Below are 16,537 nucleotides of genomic sequence, written 5' to 3' on the forward strand. Positions count from 1 at the left end.
TAATCCGAGCTAAACTCGGAAAATTCACTCATGCGACATTTTTCTCTCTAAAATTAAAAAATCAGTTCCAGATCACTCTGCGGATAAAATAGACTGCAACACACACCAATAAAGGGATCACAATAAGATGAGACTCACCATTATTCCTCTGGTCAATCCTACTGAGCAGCAATACATTGACCTCTCGAAGATCTGGATAGACCAGAGCCGCGAGAAACTGATGCAGTTACTTGGATCAGGGCAATTGTTTTTTGGGGCACGTTTTAATGATCGACTCTTGGCTGCCGCCAAAGTGACTGTTCATCAGCATCAAGGGGTCATTAGTGATTTTTGCGTTCGCGAAGTCACACGCCGTCGTGGTGTGGGTTTATATTTATTACAGGAAATTATCCACCAGTTACCCGAAATTACACTGTGGATTTTTAACTTGGGTAATTTAGAACCACAACATAAAATCACGATGGAAAAATTCCTTACCGCCGGTGGATTTCACCAAGTAACCCAATCAGACCGTTGGGAGCTAAACGCGAGTTATTAGTATGAAATTAAATAAAATTCATCATATTGCCATCATTTCATCGGATTTTGTTCGTAGTAAAGATTTTTACTGTAGGATCCTTGGATTAAGCCTATTAGCGGAACATTACCGCCCAGAGAATGACTCGTGGAAAGCAGATTTAGCTTTTGGGGATGTGTATCAAATTGAGTTGTTTGGCTTTGCTAATCCGCCCAAAAGAGTGAGTTATCCCGAAGCCGCTGGGCTTAGGCATTTAGCTTTTGAAGTGGACGATTTAGATCAATGGATAGCTTACTTGACGCAGCAGGGAGTGAGATGTGAAGAGGCAAGAGTAGACCCTTACACTCAGAAACGCTTTACCTTCTTTGCCGATCCTGATGGGTTACCTTTAGAGCTTTATTCCCGCTAAAGGCTAATTGATTATCTGCATCTATTGCTAGCCGATAATGGCCCAAGCAATAAATGCAGATGGCTGAAATGAGAACTTACATCTCGTCGTCAGACTCTTCCATTGCCAAACGCAATTTTTTCATCGCATTTTTTTCGAGTTGACGGACACGCTCAGCAGAAACGCCGTATTTATCCGCCAGCTCTTGCAACGTGGTTTTGCTGTCATCATCTAACCAGCGAGCACGGATAATATCTTGGCTGCGCTCGTCTAATGAAGCTAAAGCATCGGATAAACGGTCAGTGGCATGGCTTTCCCAGTTATCATCTTCAATGGAACCAGCAAAGTCCGAAGATTTATCCTGTAAATAAAGTACAGGTGCAATAGGGCCACCGAAATCACCACTATCATCGTCATCAGACATATCAAATGCCATATCCTGAGCCGCCATGCGAGATTCCATCTCTAGCACATCTTTGGTGCTAACGCCCAACTCTTGAGCCACCATATCCACTTCATCTTGGTTAAACCAGCCCAAGCGCTTTTTATTTTTTCTTAAATTAAAGAATAATTTACGCTGAGATTTTGTAGTGGCAACTTTGACGATACGCCAGTTGCGCAGAACATACTCATGGATTTCAGCTTTGATCCAATGCACAGCGAAAGAAACCAGACGCACACCCACTTCAGGGTTAAAACGGCGCACCGCCTTCATCAGACCGATGTTACCTTCCTGAATTAAGTCCGCTTGCGGTAAACCATATCCCGCATAACTACGCGCAATGTGAATAACAAAGCGTAAGTGGGATAAAATCAGTTGCTTGGCCGCCTCGAGGTCACCATCGTAATGCAGCCGTTCAGCAAGTTCCTTTTCTTCCTCTGCACTAAGCATTGGGTAAGTATTAGCGGCTCTGATGTAAGCTTCAATACTTCCTTGTGGAACAAGAGCTAATGATTGCATATCTTTGGTCATTAAGATCCTCTATGAATATATACAGAAATGGAGTTAATTCGATACTAGTCAACTGCACCAGTAAAACAGATAGCTAATGGATAGTCTATCAGCTTAACTGCGTTAAATAAATTATATACAAGAATAGTTAACAGCAGGTCAATGTCAGACAAGTATTATCGAAATAAGTTCGCCAAAAATGGTTTTTCATCGGTGCTAATTGACATAGCACCGATGACATGCGGTGAGATTATTCAGGTCTAAAGTGGCGTAAATGCTGTAATGTCGCTAACCAAGCAGCAACCCAACCAATCATTGCCGACATCAGCAAAATCAGTAACGCCTCTTCCCACAACAGCCCTTCAATTTGGAATTGTGTCCCAAAAACGCTGGCAACTTGAGCAACCAAATCCGACATTTTCCACACGAGTAGGTACGTCATGATGAGAGAGATAATGGCACCCAAAGCGCCTAATACTACCCCGCCATTTAAAAATGGCCGCATAATAAACCCATCGGTTGCCCCAATCAGTTTCATCACATTGATAGTGTCACGGCGAGCAAAGATATTCAGCCGTACGCTATTCCCTATCACTAAGAATAGAGAAACAATCATCAATATACCGATCACTGATGCCACTTGCCCGACTAATCGTGTTAAAGCCGCCAGTCGTGAGAACCAACTGTCATCCATGCGAACTTCTTCAATACCATTCACTTGGCTGACTCTATCACGCAAAGTCGTCAATGCGTTGGAACCTTCAAAATCGAGCTTCGGCGTAATGATAGCTACTGCTGGTAATGGATTTTCTTCTAGCATATCTAATGCTGTACTGAACCCAGACCAGCTGCGAAACTCACTCATGGCTTGGTCACGAGACAAATAATTGACATGAGCAACACCATCCAACGCTTGCAACTGAGTCACCACATTTTGTCCCCCTTGCTCATCAAGGGACTTATCGAGATAAACCGTCAACTGTGGCGTTGGATACCATTGAGTTGCCGCTTGGGAAACGTTTTTCCAAACGACATAACACAAACTTGGCAAAGCTAATGAAATGGCAATGACCATCACGATTAAAAATGTTGCCAGAGGTTGTCTTAGCATGTCAGCCAAAGCATTTAGCCAAGAGTAACGCCACTGTTCGCGCCATCCACCTTTTAATGCCTTGCTTTTTGATTGCATGGCACGTTCAGGTCTCGCTTTACGGACATTCTTAGCCATGTTGACCTCCCAGCATCCGACCTTCGCTTAACGTCAATACCCGATAGTGACGACGTTCAATTAACGCGAGATCATGAGTTGCCATCAGCACAGTGACCCCAACACGGTTAAACTCTTCAAATAAACGCATAATTCCTTCTGATAACTCGTTATCAAGGTTACCCGTTGGTTCATCCGCTAAGAGCATGGTTGGCTTATTGACTACTGCACGAGCGATACCGACACGTTGCTGTTCACCGCCAGACAGTTGGATAGGAAAGTTTCTGGCTTTATCCAACAGCCCGACTTTATCCAATGCAGCGGAAACACGACGGCGAATATCTTCACCGCTTGCCCCGGAAATAATCAGTGGCATAGCCACGTTATCGTATACCGTTCTGTCATATAACAAATGATGGTCTTGAAAAATCATACCGATCTGTCTACGTAAGAAAGGGATCTCACGATTTTTTAATCGGCTGATATCATGGCCATTAAATAATATGTGACCTGCACTTGGGCGCTCAATACCGCAAATCAGTTTCAGTAATGTACTTTTACCTGCACCTGAGTGACCGGTTAAAAATGACATTTCTCCAGGCTGTAGATGAAAATCTACCCCTTGAAGTGCTTGGCGGCCACCGCGATAAGCTTTACTAACGTGTTCAAAGCGAATCATCGAAAATTATTCCTCTCGGGCAAATAGAGCCTCGATAAAGTCATCGGCTTTAAATGGACGTAGATCCTCAATGCCTTCACCGATCCCGATATAACGAATCGGAATACCAAATTGATCAGCAATAGAGAAAATGACGCCACCTTTTGCAGTACCATCGAGTTTTGTCAGTGTAATTCCGGTCAAACCTACGGCGTCATTAAAAAGTTTAGCCTGACTTACCGCATTTTGTCCGGTACTTGCATCTAATGTCAGCATGATTTCATGAGGCGCAGTGTCATCCAACTTTCTCATTACGCGGACAATTTTTTTCAGCTCTTCCATTAAGTGCGCTTTATTTTGTAAGCGTCCCGCAGTATCTGCGAGTAGTACATCAACACCTTTTGCTTGGGCAGACTGAATGGCATCAAAGATCACTGACGCAGGATCCGCACCAGTATGTTGAGCAACCACAGAAATTTTATTACGCTCACCCCAAACTTGTAACTGTTCTACCGCCGCAGCACGGAATGTGTCCCCTGCCGCTAGCATGACAGACTTACCTTCAGACTGATATTGGCGAGCTAATTTACCGATTGTGGTCGTTTTACCGACACCATTGACGCCAACCATAAGAATAACATAAGGTTTTTTACCTTCGATCACTAATGGTTTATCCACGGTAGCGAGAATATCAGACATTTCTTCGCGTAGCTTTCCATAGAGCGCTTCGGCGTCCTTTAGCTCTTTACGACTGGCATGAGCAGTTAAATTATTGATAATTTTACGGGTAGTATCTACCCCAACATCTGCAATTAATAACTGCTCTTCGAGTTCCTCAAATAAATCATCATCAATTTTTTTGCCACTAAATAAGCTGAAGAAACCCAATCCTAGGTTTTGACGCGTTTTTAAGAGACCTTTTTTCAGTCGACTAAAAAAACCTTCTTTTTTCGGCTTTTCTTGTTCCACTGACGGTAATTTCGCGTCTTCTTCTGCTTGGCGTTCACGTTCCGCTTCTTCCTCCGCTAAACGGGCAGCTTCCGCAGCTTGGCGTTCGCGTTCCGCTTGCTCTTCCGCTAAACGGGCAGATTCCGCGGCTTGACGTTCGCGTTCCGCTTGCTCTTCCGCTAAACGGGCAGCTTCCGCAGCTTGGCGTTCACGTTCGGCTTGCTCTTCCGCTAAACGGGCAGCTTCCGCGGCTTGGCGTTCGCGTTCGGCTTGCTCTTCCGCTAAACGGGCAGCTTCCGCGGCTTGACGTTCGCGTTCCGCTTGCTCTTCCGCTAAACGGACAGCTTCCTCGGCTTGGCGTTCGCGTTCGGCTTGCTCTTTCGCTAAACGGACAGCTTCCGCGGTGTGACGTTCACGTTCTGCTTGCTCTTCCGCTAAACGGGCAGCTTCCGCGGCTTGGCGTTCGCGTTCGGCTTGTTCTTCCGCTAAACGGGCAGCTTCCGCGGCTTGATATTCTTGCTCAGCCTTTTCTTCTGCAACTTTGATTGCCGCTAATTCAGCTTGATGCTGACGCTGAGCATCTTCTTCCGCCGCTTTGATTGCCGCTTGCTCAATTTGATTTTGACGCTCAGTCTCTTCTTCAGCTCGACGCAATGCTTCTGCTTCTAAGGCATCTCTTGCGGCTTTTTCTGCTGCAACACGCGCCTCTTCCGCCGATTGTCGCTCTTGCTCAGATTTTTCCGCCGCAATCTGCAATGCTTCAATTTGAGCTTTACGCTGGCTTTCAGCTTCTTCAGCCGCTGCGGTTATTGCAGCTTGCTCAGCTTGATACTGACGCTCTGCTTCATCTTCTGCCGCTTTAATCGCATCTTGCTCAGCTTGATGCTGACGTTCGATTTCTACATCGATAGCATCTTGATGTTCAACCTCTTGGGTTACATCATTTTTTTGCTCTAGTTCCTGCTGTTGAGTTTCTTCTTCATTTTTACGACCAAAACCCAGCCATGAGAAAAAGCCTTTTTTCTTATCTTTAGCCATCTGCCACTACACTCCTCGCGGTAAAAACATGGCGTTTAAAAATTAAATCGCAATAAAATTACATGCAGTCTATCATTTCATCGCGCGGCAACACATATCTGAAAGAAAAATCATGACAATTTATTCTTATTTTATGTTAAAACCGTGAAAATGAAGCGCTACAATAGCCCCCATTAATTTATACATTTCTCAATGAGCTAAGCAACAATACATATTATGGCAAAAAAACCACAAACAGCCTCTTTAGGGCAAATTCGTGTGATTGGTGGTAAATGGCGAGGGCGAAAACTGCCTGTACGCGATAGTGAGGGCTTACGTCCCACCACGGATAGAATCAAAGAAACTCTTTTTAATTGGTTGATGCCAGTGATCCGTGATGCCCGCTGTCTCGATTGTTTTGCGGGGAGTGGCTCTTTAGGATTTGAAGCCTTATCGCGTTTTGCCAACCATGTAACATTTATTGAATTAGAGAAATCAAATGCTCAGCTTTTAAATGAAAATAAAGACCGTTTACAAGCCGATAACGCAACAGTAATTAACAGTAACAGCCTCAGCTTTTTAAGCCAGAATGGAACCCCCTATGATGTGGTTTTCATCGACCCACCATTTCGTAAAGGGCTACTCAGTGAAACTGTTCAATTACTCGAAAAAAACCAATGGCTAGCGGATGAGAGCTGGATTTATGTTGAGTCAGAAGCGGAGTTACCACTTACTGACATTCCTGCCAATTGGCAGCTACATCGTGAAAAAGTTGCAGGCCAAGTGGCTTACCGTCTTTTTATTCGTCACGTAATTTAGGGGAAAAAATGCTGATTAATATTGGGCGTTTATTGATGATTTGTGTTTGGGGTTTTATGGTATTTAATTTGATTCACCCATTCCCTAAGCCATTGAAATATTTTATGGATATAGCGATGGTGTTTATGATTTTCATGCATGCATTGCAAACTATTTTTCTCAAAGCAAGTCTACCGAAAGATCAGAAACTCACGGGGGCACAGCAGACTAAAATCTTCTTCTTTGGTGTATTTGAGATGCTTGCGATGCATAAAAAAACCAAAGCTGCATTAGATGCAGCTAAAGCCAAAAAGAAATAAACGTTATTCTGACGGTTCAAAGCGGATAAACCGAGTACCCTGCATGTAGAGCTTACCTTTAGCACCAAGTTCTACATCTCGGTACTGTTGTTCACTCACAATCACTTTCATTACCTCCCCTGAAGAGAGGGGCTGAAAGTAGATTTCATAGCGAAAAGTTTCAGGCGATACTACATCCCGCTCTCGAGATCGCATATTCGGATACGGATAATCTTTCTTATCTTTAACGTGGACTAAGTAGCCAACCGTTAATGCGTTATCGTTAATCTCATTCTGCTTTTTTTGGTCAAAAAAGCGTTTGGTCGCAAACACTGCGATAATGGCTAAAACAATAATTAAAAGAATTGGCTTATTCATAATTTATATATTTCGCTTAGAATTGCTGTAAGTATAACCCCTGTCTGGTTTAAATTGCAGATGAAACTCAGACAATTTTACTTCACCCGTGTATAGTTTATTTATTCAGCTAAAATAGCGGTATAATCTTTTTTTTCCAGAAATTTATAAGGATATGTGTATGATTAGTTGGCCATTCCTCGCAGTCTTATTTTCTGGTTGGTTGTATGTTGATGCAGCTTACCGCGGTCCAGAGTGGCAACGTTGGTTGTTCCGCCCAATTACCTTATTGCTTTTATTATTCTGGGGATGGAGCTCTGACGACTTAAATATTCAAACCTATCTTATCTTAGGCGCTCTGCTGATTTCCTTGGTTGCTGACCTTTCAAGGATGCTTTCAAGTGAGCGCTTACTTGCATCTTTGGGTCTGATGTTTTTGAGCTATTTGGTTTATGCCATTAGCTTTGGAATGCAATTTAATTTTGGCCTGTATCTCCCTTGGTTAATCGTACCGTTGGCGATAGCTGCGGTGACATTGGTCTTGATTTGGGGAAAACTAGATAACCTACAGCCTATCGTTTTTGCATCACTGATTATGAGTATGATTATGGCTTGGGTCGCAGGTGACCAATATTTTGGTCTGGCGCGCGAGTTTAACTTCTCAATCATGGTAGGCGCCAGCATGCTATTTATTTCTCATTGCATCTGGTTAATTGCGCATTTCCGCTTCCCATTCAAGGCATCAAAAGCAGTAATCGCGGCCTTCTATTTCCTTGGACAATTCTTTATTATCCGCGCAATTTATTTATAACTCGCTTTTCGCCAATTGATAAAAAGTGCTATTTGAGAATTTTATCAATTGGCTCCTCCCTTTTTATTTGACTCTGGAGTCAACTCCAAAGTGTAGACTTAACCATAATAAAGAAACGGGTTAGGATAAAAGGGGGCGCATATGCACTCACACTCTCATAAAGATACACATAATCATACAACCTCTTGTTGCTCAGGAGGTCAGTCTTGCTCATCAGCAACCACTGAAACGAATACAAATATTAGTCATGACTCACAAGCTCATGAACATCATCATGAGGATGAAAAAAATCATGATGATGAAGATAGTGCTCATCATCATACTCACTGCTGTAGCTCATCATCCGCAGCAAATGATGATATCGAACCTACTCAAACTAGTAAAAAGCGTTTTAGTTGGATTATTCGGGGTATGGACTGCCCGAGTTGTGCAGCAAAAATAGAAACTGCCGTATCGCAAATTCGCGAAGTATCTCAAGCTAAGGTTTTATTTACGACAGAAAAATTAGTCGTTGATGCCGATAGTGATATCAGTGCAGCGGTACGCACGACTGTGGAAGCTGCCGGCTATGAACTCCATGATGTAGGGAGTAATAACGCATCATCTGTTCAACCTCAAAGCTTACTCAGCGAAGCTAAACCCGTCATTATTCTCGCCATATTAATGGCCCTAAGCTGGGGATTAGAATTTGTTAATCCACAATTAGGTAATATTGCATTTATTCTAACCACTTTATTTGGGTTATACCCCATTGCTCGTAAATCGCTACGCTTAATGCGTACCGGTTCACCGTTTGCTATTGAAACATTAATGACTGTTGCCGCTGTCGGTGCCATTTTTATTCAAGCAACTGAAGAAGCTGCAATGGTGATTTTACTGTTTATGCTCGGTGAGATGCTGGAAGCCTATTCCGCAGGTCGAGCTAGACGTGGTGTTAGTGCCTTAATGGCGTTGGTACCCGAAGATGCCATACTCATTAAGAATGGACAAAAAACCACTGTCCCTGTCGCCCAGCTCCGTCCCGGTGATGTAATTGAAATTGCGCCTGGGGGTAGGTTACCTACTGATGCTGTACTGGTTTCCGGATTTGCCAGTTTCGATGAAAGTGCATTAACGGGTGAATCGGTGCCCGTAGAACGTAATGCTGGCGAAAAAGTGGCCGCCGGATGTTTATCCGTCGATAAAGCCGTCCAAATGGAAGTGGTTTCAGAACAAGGGCAAAATGCGATTGACCGAATTCTGCAATTAATTGAAGAAGCAGAAGAACGTCGTGCGCCAATTGAGCGCTTTATTGACCGCTTTAGCCGGATTTATACCCCAATCATCATGCTAATTTCAGCACTCGTGATTGTGATCCCGCCGGTATTCTTTAGCGCACCTTGGGAAACATGGATCTACCGCGGCTTAACGTTACTGCTCATTGGGTGTCCATGTGCCTTAGTTATTTCGACACCAGCCGCCATAACATCTGCACTGGCTACAGCAACCCGTCGTGGCGCCTTAATCAAAGGCGGTGCAGCTCTGGAACAGTTAGGTACCGTTACCACGATTGCACTGGATAAAACGGGTACGCTGACTGAAGGTAAGCCTCATGTTACGGATATCGTCCCTGTTGAGGGTATGACTGAAGATGAGCTAATCCGAATTACGGCATCGGTCGAAGCTGGCTCTCATCACCCATTAGCTAAAGCCGTTATCAATAAAGCTGAAACTTTGTCTATCAAGGTTGAGGAAGCTGAAGAACGTAAGGCATTAGCGGGTAAAGGTGTTGAAGGGCTTCTCAATGGGAGACACATTTTAGTTAGTGCGCCAGCAAGACTCAATCCTCCACTAGAAAATCAGTGGCAACTCAAAGTCGAAGAGTTAGAAGCTCAAGGTAAAACAGTCGTTGTTACGTTGGAAGATAATCGCGTCATTGGTTTAACCGCACTACAAGATACACTACGTAACGATGCTATTGATGCCATGACTATGCTGAAAGCGTTGAATGTTAATGCCGTGATGCTAACCGGTGATAACCCTCGAGCAGCCAGTGCCATTGCAGGTCAACTAGGCATGGAATATCGTGCAGGTTTATTGCCTGAAGATAAAGTCACTGCGGTCATGGAACTTAACCGTAACCATAGCACTATGATGGTAGGCGACGGGATCAACGATGCTCCGGCGATGAAAGCCTCGAGTATTGGAGTTGCCATGGGAAGTGGTACCGATGTCGCCCTAGAAACTGCGGATGCAGCATTAACCCATAACCGTCTAACTGGATTGGCTGAGATCATTGCACTTTCCCGAGCGACTCGCAAAATTATTCGCGAAAATATTGCGATTGCTCTGGGCTTAAAAGGGGTATTTTTAGTCACGAGCTTGCTGGGCATTACCGGTTTATGGGTTGCAGTTTTAGCCGATTCCGGAGCTACAGCCTTAGTCACTGCCAATGCTATCCGCTTGCTTCGAGTTAAACTGCCAGAAGTGAAAAAATAACCTTTATCTAGATTGATTTATCTACGCCGTAATTATCTTAATTACGGCGTTTTTATATAGAAACAATTAAAATAACGAATTAGAGCAATGAGTTAAACAAATCATTCACTTCGTGAATTTAGGAGTAACTTTTCTCCTGCACACAAAATATTGAGTAATATCTCGGTCATCGATAACTCTTGGTGAGCGTGTATATGGCAAATCATTTAAGTTCAGCCCCCCATGATGCCGCTTTTAAAGGTTTCATGACTAAACATTGAATTACTTATTTATCATCATGGATTCACCTTATTACACCCATATCGTTAAGACGTTAATCGACCAATCCGAAAATCATCGAGGAGCTATTATGAATATTGCAGGGCGGTTAAAAAATGAAGGAAAAGAAGAAACACTACAACAGGTTGTATTAAAGAGCTTACAACTTGGCTTAAGCATCGACATTATCAGCACGCTCACAGGTTTATCGTTAGCGGAAATTCAAGCGCTAAGCAATCGACCATTAACAATGGTAGCCCCTTGATAAACAAAGAGGCTCCCCATCAACCTATATGCCAATCGGGCAATTACAAGCTGCTGGATTTTTTGCGCAATAAATAGCGATACGGCACATGCTCGGCTTCAACGGCTAAGAGTTCATGCTCCATAAAACGGCAAAAGCCAGGAATATCGCGGGTAGTTGCAGGGTCATCAGCAATAATCAACAACGTATCGCCGTCAGCCATATTACGTACCGTTTTACGCACCAACATGACAGGCTCAGGACAACGGAGTCCCAATGTATCAAGGGTTTTCGTTGGGTTAGAAAATAAGTCAGACATAATACTGCATTCTCGTTGGGATCAATTTGGTGATTATATCGTAAAATTGATGATATAGGATGAACAGTTTTGATTTTGTTGCGCAACAAGAGTATGATGCGCTCTTCCCGATTTTAGGGATATTTTTCATGGGTTCCCTCACCCCATTGCGACTAAAAAGGTACAATATGTTTACGTTTACTCCGCAGCAAAAAGCCACTGCGTTAATTTGGCTATCGTTATTCCATATTTTAATTATTACATCCAGCAACTACTTGGTGCAGTTACCCATCAATATTTTTGGGTTTCATACCACTTGGGGTGCGTTTACCTTTCCCTTTATTTTCCTTGCAACAGATCTCACCGTCAGGATCTATGGGGCACCTTTAGCTCGCCGAATCATTACTGCGGTCATGCTACCTGCACTCCTAATTTCCTATGTGATTTCTGCCTTATTTTTCCAAGGAGAATGGCAAGGTTTTGCTTCTCTCATGATATTCAACGTGTTTGTTGCACGTATTGCCGCTGCAAGTTTTATGGCGTATGTACTTGGACAAATTCTTGATGTGAGTGTGTTTAACCGTCTGCGTCAAAATAAACGTTGGTTTGTAGCTCCAGCTTGCGCCATGTTTTTTGGAAACCTGATTGATACAATCGCATTCTTTTTTATCGCGTTTTATCGCAGCAGCGATCCCTTTATGTCCGCCAATTGGATGGAAATTGCGTTAGTCGATTATGTATTCAAACTGCTCATTTGCATGCTATTTTTCTTGCCTGCTTATGGCGTATTACTGAACGTTATTTTGAAATATTTCTTCGATAGCCACAGTAAAAAACAGTTAGCGACTCAACACTAAAGACCTAAAAAAGGGAGATAAGCAAAAACTTATCTCCCAAAGGGTTAACTTGATTAATACCTAACAACTTTTCACATCATTTGACACAAAAATTGATTATTCGAGCGCGCGAGCCAGCAATGAAATTGGATGTTCACATTTCTTACTGGTCGACATTTCAATCTGCCATTTGCAGGTTTCACAATCGGTGATCACCATATCCGCACCACTCTCTTCAATCTGACGGAACAGTCCAGCACCAATGCCTTGAGATACCTCATAGTTCTCTTTTTTGAACCCGTAGGTGCCCGCAATACCGCAACATTGTGAATCTAAAACAATTAACTCCACGCCAGGAACTCGTTTAATCAATTCAAGGGTATACGACGTCCAGCCCATTTTTTCCATATGACAAGGGGTGTGATACACCACTTTCAATGGCGTATGTTTGAGTTTTAGCTCACGGCCTTCTTCCAATAGACGATAAATATAGCGAGTCGCTAGTTCGATATTGTCACGTAATTCCGATGTATCAACATCCAGAACATGAGTATATTCATCACGAATAGTAAACGTACAAGTTGATGACGTAGCTACCACCGGAATATGTTTCTCAAGGATCGCATCTTGAAGCGACTCTAAGTTAACATTCGCTTGGCGTTTCGCTTGTTTCATAAAACCATTGGCAATCAGTGCCACACCGCAACACTTTTCGCGCTTAAGCAATTGAACACCAATATTCATCCCATTAAAGACTTTAATTAAATCTTTGCCGAGCTGTGGATGGTTATAGTTCACATAGCAACCGTGGAAAAATGCCACTTGCTCTTCAAATTTTGCTTGCTCCGCAGCCTGTTTACCGTACCAGCGACGGAAGGTTCCAAAAGAGTATTTTGGTAGTTCACGACGATGGTCAATTTTGAGCGCTTTATCCAGAATTTGACGCACAGGTTTTAAGCCCGTGATGGTATTAATCACCGGTGCAAATGGAGTGGATAGCGTTCCCATAATATCGGTATGGCTCAGGATTGCATCCCGCAATTTTGGTTTCTGCTGGCTATAAGTACTACGTGCACGAGCAATAATATCGCCAATTTTAACATCCGATGGACAAGCCACTTCACAACGCTTGCAGTTGGTACAGAATTTCAGTGCATCGTCATACATCATCGGATCTTTTAAGCGTAAACGCTCACCATCTGGACCCGCTTGCTTAGGACCTGGATATAACGGATTTGCCTTGGCTACTGGACAATATGTGGTACAAACCGTGCATTTTATACAGCTTTCAAAGCTTGCATCATGAATACTCATTGTGCCACCTCCGCCTGCATGGCTTTATTTTGCGCAAATTCATTAACAATTTCATTCGCGACATATAAACCGCTGATGAGTGATACGCCTGCCCCGCAGCCTTGGGTTAGCGGATCAAATCCACCTAATACTGCCCCCGCTACATACAAGTTTTCGATAGTATCACCCTGTTTTTTCCCACGCAGGGTATGGTCGGTTTGTACCCCAAATGCCATATAGGGTTGGGATGCAAAGAATTCTTTATTCGTCCACGTTGATCGCTCTGCGATATCGCAAAGATCTAAGTTCATTAATGGCTCATACACACGGTCAAATTTCGCCACTAATCCATTGTTAAAGAAGCTTCCCGTTGCCAGAACAAAATGTTTAGCTTTCAATGAAATATTACCGTGATTGCGTGTTTGTACCGATTCAATGCGTGACCCCACAAAATTTACGGATGTCACTTTATCACCCGGCATCATCACGCCACCTTGACGACGAAATTGGCGTAACAGCGTTTCGTGTAATCGAATACCTAATAAAGATGGCGGTAATGTTGGCAATAAAAATAGAGGTTTACCGAGTTGCTTCTGTAGCTCCAACATGGGTTCTTCGCTATCTAAGCCAATACAGGCTGGCATGAATACCGTGTCAGCATTAGCCACCAATGGTGCAATTTCTTCCACCATTTGTGCCATGTTTTCAGGTCTATCTAACCACCGAGCGACGTTAATCGCACGAAACTCACTTGGGTTTTCTCTTAAGCGGTCTAATAGCGGTAAATGGACATAGCAGGCTTCTGCCTCTAACCCTTCACGGTCTAGCTCATCGGCGACCATTTGTGGTTGAAAATCGAGAAAACCCTCAATACCTAGAACCGCAATTTTGCCCAGATTCATTGATTGATGAAGACGCACCGTTGGCACAGATTCAGGGCTTAACCATGTCATTCGCTTATGACCCAATGGCGTCACGCGATAGTGATTTTCTTCCCATGAACCTTTCAGATTTACCCCCGCCTGCTGCAAGGTGGCTTGTGCTAGCTGAGCCAACTCAGTCACTTTCGCAGAACCAATAAGGCTATAAGGGTGATTTGGGGCTTGCTGTTTTAATTCATCTAGCATAGAAAGCGGCTTTTCAACCACACGTCCATCAGGTAGATGCGTTAACAAATCCAAGGAACCAGAGGAGAAATGCAATGCGTTTTGCCCTGCACTCACAATCGCGCAAGATAATCCCGATTGCGTTAAATGAATTCCACAGATAAGACCGGCAAGGCCTCCGCCCATCACGACCACATCATATTTCATTATCAGTCTCCTTCTGCACTTCCTTGCCAAGTGTATTTTCATTCATTCCACATAAACCATGGTACACCCAGCTAGTAAATTCACTTTCTCGTAACGCATCGCCCCAAGCAATCGGTCTCACCCCTTTCCAACGCTCATTCAAGAAGTGCCCCAGTTGCTGCTCTGTCTCGTGTGGTGTGGTGACGTTAAAACGATTGAGTAATCCAGCAGCGCGGCATGCACACAGTTCACCTTGGCAAGTTCCCATACCAACACGAGTACGGCGGCGTAAATCGAGTAAATTATTCACGGTGAGAGATTCAACCGCATAACGCACTTCTCCAGCGGTGACAGCTTCACATTCGCACACCAGACTTTTATCAAGTCGATTCGCACTCAAGATTGAAGATGCCCGGTCGCCATGACGATAAACGGCAGAGCCTCGAATGGGTGCCGGAATAGAAACCACATTGCGCAGTGCTTCTTCAGCACTGTGTTGAGATCCCGGAAGTGGCGCTTCAGCAGTGGTACATGGCGTCGTTACTCCGAGTTTTTCACACACTTTGTTGGTCGCCCATTCAGCCATTAAGCGATAAGTCATTAACTTACCGCCAGTGATGGTAATAAAGCCCTCTAAACTGTCGCGTTTCGCATGGTCAAGTAACACAATACCGCGGCTCACGTTACGACCGGATGGGTCATCATCACTTGCCACGAGTGGGCGAACCCCTGCATAAGCACGCAGGATGCGCGTTGTCGCCAATGCTGGAGATAGCATTGAACCTTCACGAATTAAAATATCCACCTCTTCCGGGGTGACATACATATTATCGATTTGGTCATATTCAATATGTGTGGACGTGGTGCCAATCAAAGAAATAGTATCACCGGGAACAAGAATATCGGCATCGGCAGGCTTACGGCAGCGGTTGATCACCATGTTATTAAGGCGATGGCCTAAAATTAATAACGCCCCTTTCGCTGGGAACATTTTAATTTTCAGATCCGCGTATTCAGCAATTTTTTGCCCCCAAATTCCCCCCGCGTTCACCACGATCTGAGCATGAATATCATATTGCCTTTTGGCTTGATGGTCATAGACTGTCACACCACGAACTTTATCACCTTGGCGGATCAAACCAATAACTTCATGATAAGTTAATACTTTCGCACCATGCTCCCGTGCATCAAGCATGTTTGCCGCCGTTAAGCGGAAAGGATCCACCGTACCATCAGGCACTCTGACTGCACCAATCAAACGTGGATTCACTGAAGGTTCTAAGCGAATAGCTTCAGCAGGATCAATCGCTTGAGCATCAATACCCGCAGATTGGCAAGCGGTTATAAATTGCTGCTGATACTCAAGGCTATCTTCAGGTAACGTGATAAACAGCCCATCCGTTTTCTCAATACAATGGTGGGCGATACGCTTTAGGATTTTGTTTTCTTCTATACACTCACGCGCTGATTCGCTATCTGTCACTGCATAACGAGCACCACTGTGTAATAGGCCATGGTTGCGCCCCGTTGCACCTGTCGCAATATCATGTCGCTCGAGTAAAATTGTCTTTAATCCACGACGAGCGCAGTCACGAGCGACACCTGCACCTGTTGCGCCACCACCGATAATGATGACATCCGTTTCAGTCACAGATGAGCCATTCATGTCGCATTCCTCACATTAATCAATCTTCACTATCCGATAAGTATAGTTTCTATTTTTATAGTCTATAGTTAATATAAGCTCAAAAATGCAACCGATGTTTGATAAGGAACAAAAACGAAAACTATTAGTCCATTTCGAGCATAAAAAAGCGCTGATTCGTGATTCCTCTCACAAAATAATTTACATTTCTAGTTCCATTCCATTCACAAATCGCATTTAC

At 43.8% G+C, this 16,537-nt stretch carries 17 protein-coding genes; 8 read left to right on the forward strand and 9 right to left on the reverse strand.

Annotated elements, in window-relative coordinates; all coding sequences use genetic code 11:
* The first annotated feature begins 127 nt into the window (after nt 1-127).
* Together panM and gloA2 are read left to right on the forward strand one after the other, a co-directional pair.
* Entirely contained in the window at nt 128-538 is a 411-nt protein-coding gene (gene panM, locus EL244_RS14995) for an aspartate 1-decarboxylase autocleavage activator PanM (RefSeq protein ID WP_126461922.1), read from the forward strand.
* A 1-nt stretch (nt 539) separates the two neighbouring features.
* Nucleotides 540-926 carry an SMU1112c/YaeR family gloxylase I-like metalloprotein gene (gene gloA2, locus EL244_RS15000; RefSeq protein WP_126461925.1) on the forward strand — a complete coding sequence of 129 codons (387 nt, stop codon included), beginning with the start codon at nt 540-542 and terminating at the stop codon, nt 924-926.
* A gap of 76 nt (nt 927-1,002) precedes the next feature.
* Here gloA2 and rpoH read toward each other — a convergent pair whose 3' ends face one another.
* The 4 genes from rpoH to ftsY all read right to left on the reverse strand — a co-directional run bounded on the left by rpoH (nt 1,003) and on the right by ftsY (nt 5,708).
* Nucleotides 1,003-1,878, reverse strand: coding sequence for an RNA polymerase sigma factor RpoH (gene rpoH, locus EL244_RS15005; protein ID WP_006814293.1), 876 nt, complete (start codon nt 1,876-1,878; stop codon nt 1,003-1,005).
* A 229-nt stretch (nt 1,879-2,107) separates the two neighbouring features.
* Nucleotides 2,108-3,085, reverse strand: coding sequence for a permease-like cell division protein FtsX (gene ftsX, locus EL244_RS15010; protein ID WP_006814294.1), 978 nt, complete (start codon nt 3,083-3,085; stop codon nt 2,108-2,110).
* Nucleotides 3,078-3,743 carry a cell division ATP-binding protein FtsE gene (gene ftsE, locus EL244_RS15015; RefSeq protein WP_006814295.1) on the reverse strand — a complete coding sequence of 222 codons (666 nt, stop codon included), beginning with the start codon at nt 3,741-3,743 and terminating at the stop codon, nt 3,078-3,080. Before ftsE ends, ftsX begins: the two co-directional genes overlap by 8 nt.
* Nucleotides 3,744-3,749: 6 nt before the next feature.
* Entirely contained in the window at nt 3,750-5,708 is a 1,959-nt protein-coding gene (gene ftsY, locus EL244_RS15020) for a signal recognition particle-docking protein FtsY (protein ID WP_126461928.1), read from the reverse strand.
* Nucleotides 5,709-5,924: 216 nt separating this feature from the next.
* Between ftsY and rsmD the strand changes: the two genes are divergently transcribed.
* The gene (gene rsmD, locus EL244_RS15025; RefSeq protein ID WP_006814297.1) at nt 5,925-6,506 is read left to right on the forward strand and encodes a 16S rRNA (guanine(966)-N(2))-methyltransferase; all 582 of its coding nucleotides are present in this window, start codon (nt 5,925-5,927) and stop codon (nt 6,504-6,506) included.
* Nucleotides 6,507-6,514: 8 nt separating this feature from the next.
* Nucleotides 6,515-6,805, forward strand: a complete 291-nt coding sequence (locus EL244_RS15030) for a DUF1145 family protein (protein ID WP_006814298.1) — start codon at nt 6,515-6,517, stop codon at nt 6,803-6,805.
* 3 nt (nt 6,806-6,808) lie between these two features.
* Here EL244_RS15030 and EL244_RS15035 read toward each other — a convergent pair whose 3' ends face one another.
* A complete protein-coding gene (locus tag EL244_RS15035) occupies nt 6,809-7,162 on the reverse strand; it encodes a DUF2500 domain-containing protein (RefSeq protein WP_006814299.1) in 354 nt (117 codons plus the stop codon).
* A gap of 160 nt (nt 7,163-7,322) precedes the next feature.
* Here EL244_RS15035 and EL244_RS15040 point away from each other — a divergent pair, with 160 nt between their 5' ends.
* The 3 genes from EL244_RS15040 (at nt 7,323) to EL244_RS15050 (ending at nt 10,953) form a co-directional block, all read left to right on the forward strand.
* A complete protein-coding gene (locus tag EL244_RS15040; RefSeq protein ID WP_006814300.1) occupies nt 7,323-7,952 on the forward strand; it encodes a lysoplasmalogenase in 630 nt (209 codons plus the stop codon).
* A gap of 141 nt (nt 7,953-8,093) precedes the next feature.
* Nucleotides 8,094-10,430, forward strand: a complete 2,337-nt coding sequence (locus tag EL244_RS15045) for a zinc/cadmium/mercury/lead-transporting ATPase (RefSeq protein WP_126461931.1) — start codon at nt 8,094-8,096, stop codon at nt 10,428-10,430.
* A 256-nt stretch (nt 10,431-10,686) separates the two neighbouring features.
* Entirely contained in the window at nt 10,687-10,953 is a 267-nt protein-coding gene (locus tag EL244_RS15050) for an RpnC/YadD family protein (RefSeq protein WP_230084808.1), read from the forward strand.
* A gap of 43 nt (nt 10,954-10,996) precedes the next feature.
* Here EL244_RS15050 and tusA read toward each other — a convergent pair whose 3' ends face one another.
* Entirely contained in the window at nt 10,997-11,251 is a 255-nt protein-coding gene (tusA, locus tag EL244_RS15055; RefSeq protein WP_126461934.1) for a sulfurtransferase TusA, read from the reverse strand.
* 167 nt (nt 11,252-11,418) lie between these two features.
* Between tusA and EL244_RS15060 the strand changes: the two genes are divergently transcribed.
* Nucleotides 11,419-12,087: a 7-cyano-7-deazaguanine/7-aminomethyl-7-deazaguanine transporter gene (locus EL244_RS15060; RefSeq protein ID WP_126462873.1), complete on the forward strand. Its 669-nt coding sequence runs from the start codon at nt 11,419-11,421 to the stop codon at nt 12,085-12,087.
* A gap of 96 nt (nt 12,088-12,183) precedes the next feature.
* Here EL244_RS15060 and glpC read toward each other — a convergent pair whose 3' ends face one another.
* From glpC to glpA, 3 genes are read right to left on the reverse strand one after another with little or no spacing between them, the layout of a single operon-like run.
* Entirely contained in the window at nt 12,184-13,380 is a 1,197-nt protein-coding gene (glpC, locus tag EL244_RS15065) for an anaerobic glycerol-3-phosphate dehydrogenase subunit GlpC (RefSeq protein WP_006814307.1), read from the reverse strand.
* Entirely contained in the window at nt 13,377-14,672 is a 1,296-nt protein-coding gene (gene glpB, locus EL244_RS15070) for a glycerol-3-phosphate dehydrogenase subunit GlpB (protein WP_126461937.1), read from the reverse strand. Before glpB ends, glpC begins: the two co-directional genes overlap by 4 nt.
* A complete protein-coding gene (glpA, locus tag EL244_RS15075; protein WP_126461940.1) occupies nt 14,662-16,317 on the reverse strand; it encodes an anaerobic glycerol-3-phosphate dehydrogenase subunit A in 1,656 nt (551 codons plus the stop codon). Before glpA ends, glpB begins: the two co-directional genes overlap by 11 nt.
* Nucleotides 16,318-16,537 lie beyond the last annotated feature (220 nt).

The organism is Providencia rustigianii, from assembly GCF_900637755.1.
GTDB classification, from domain to species: domain Bacteria; phylum Pseudomonadota; class Gammaproteobacteria; order Enterobacterales; family Enterobacteriaceae; genus Providencia; species Providencia rustigianii.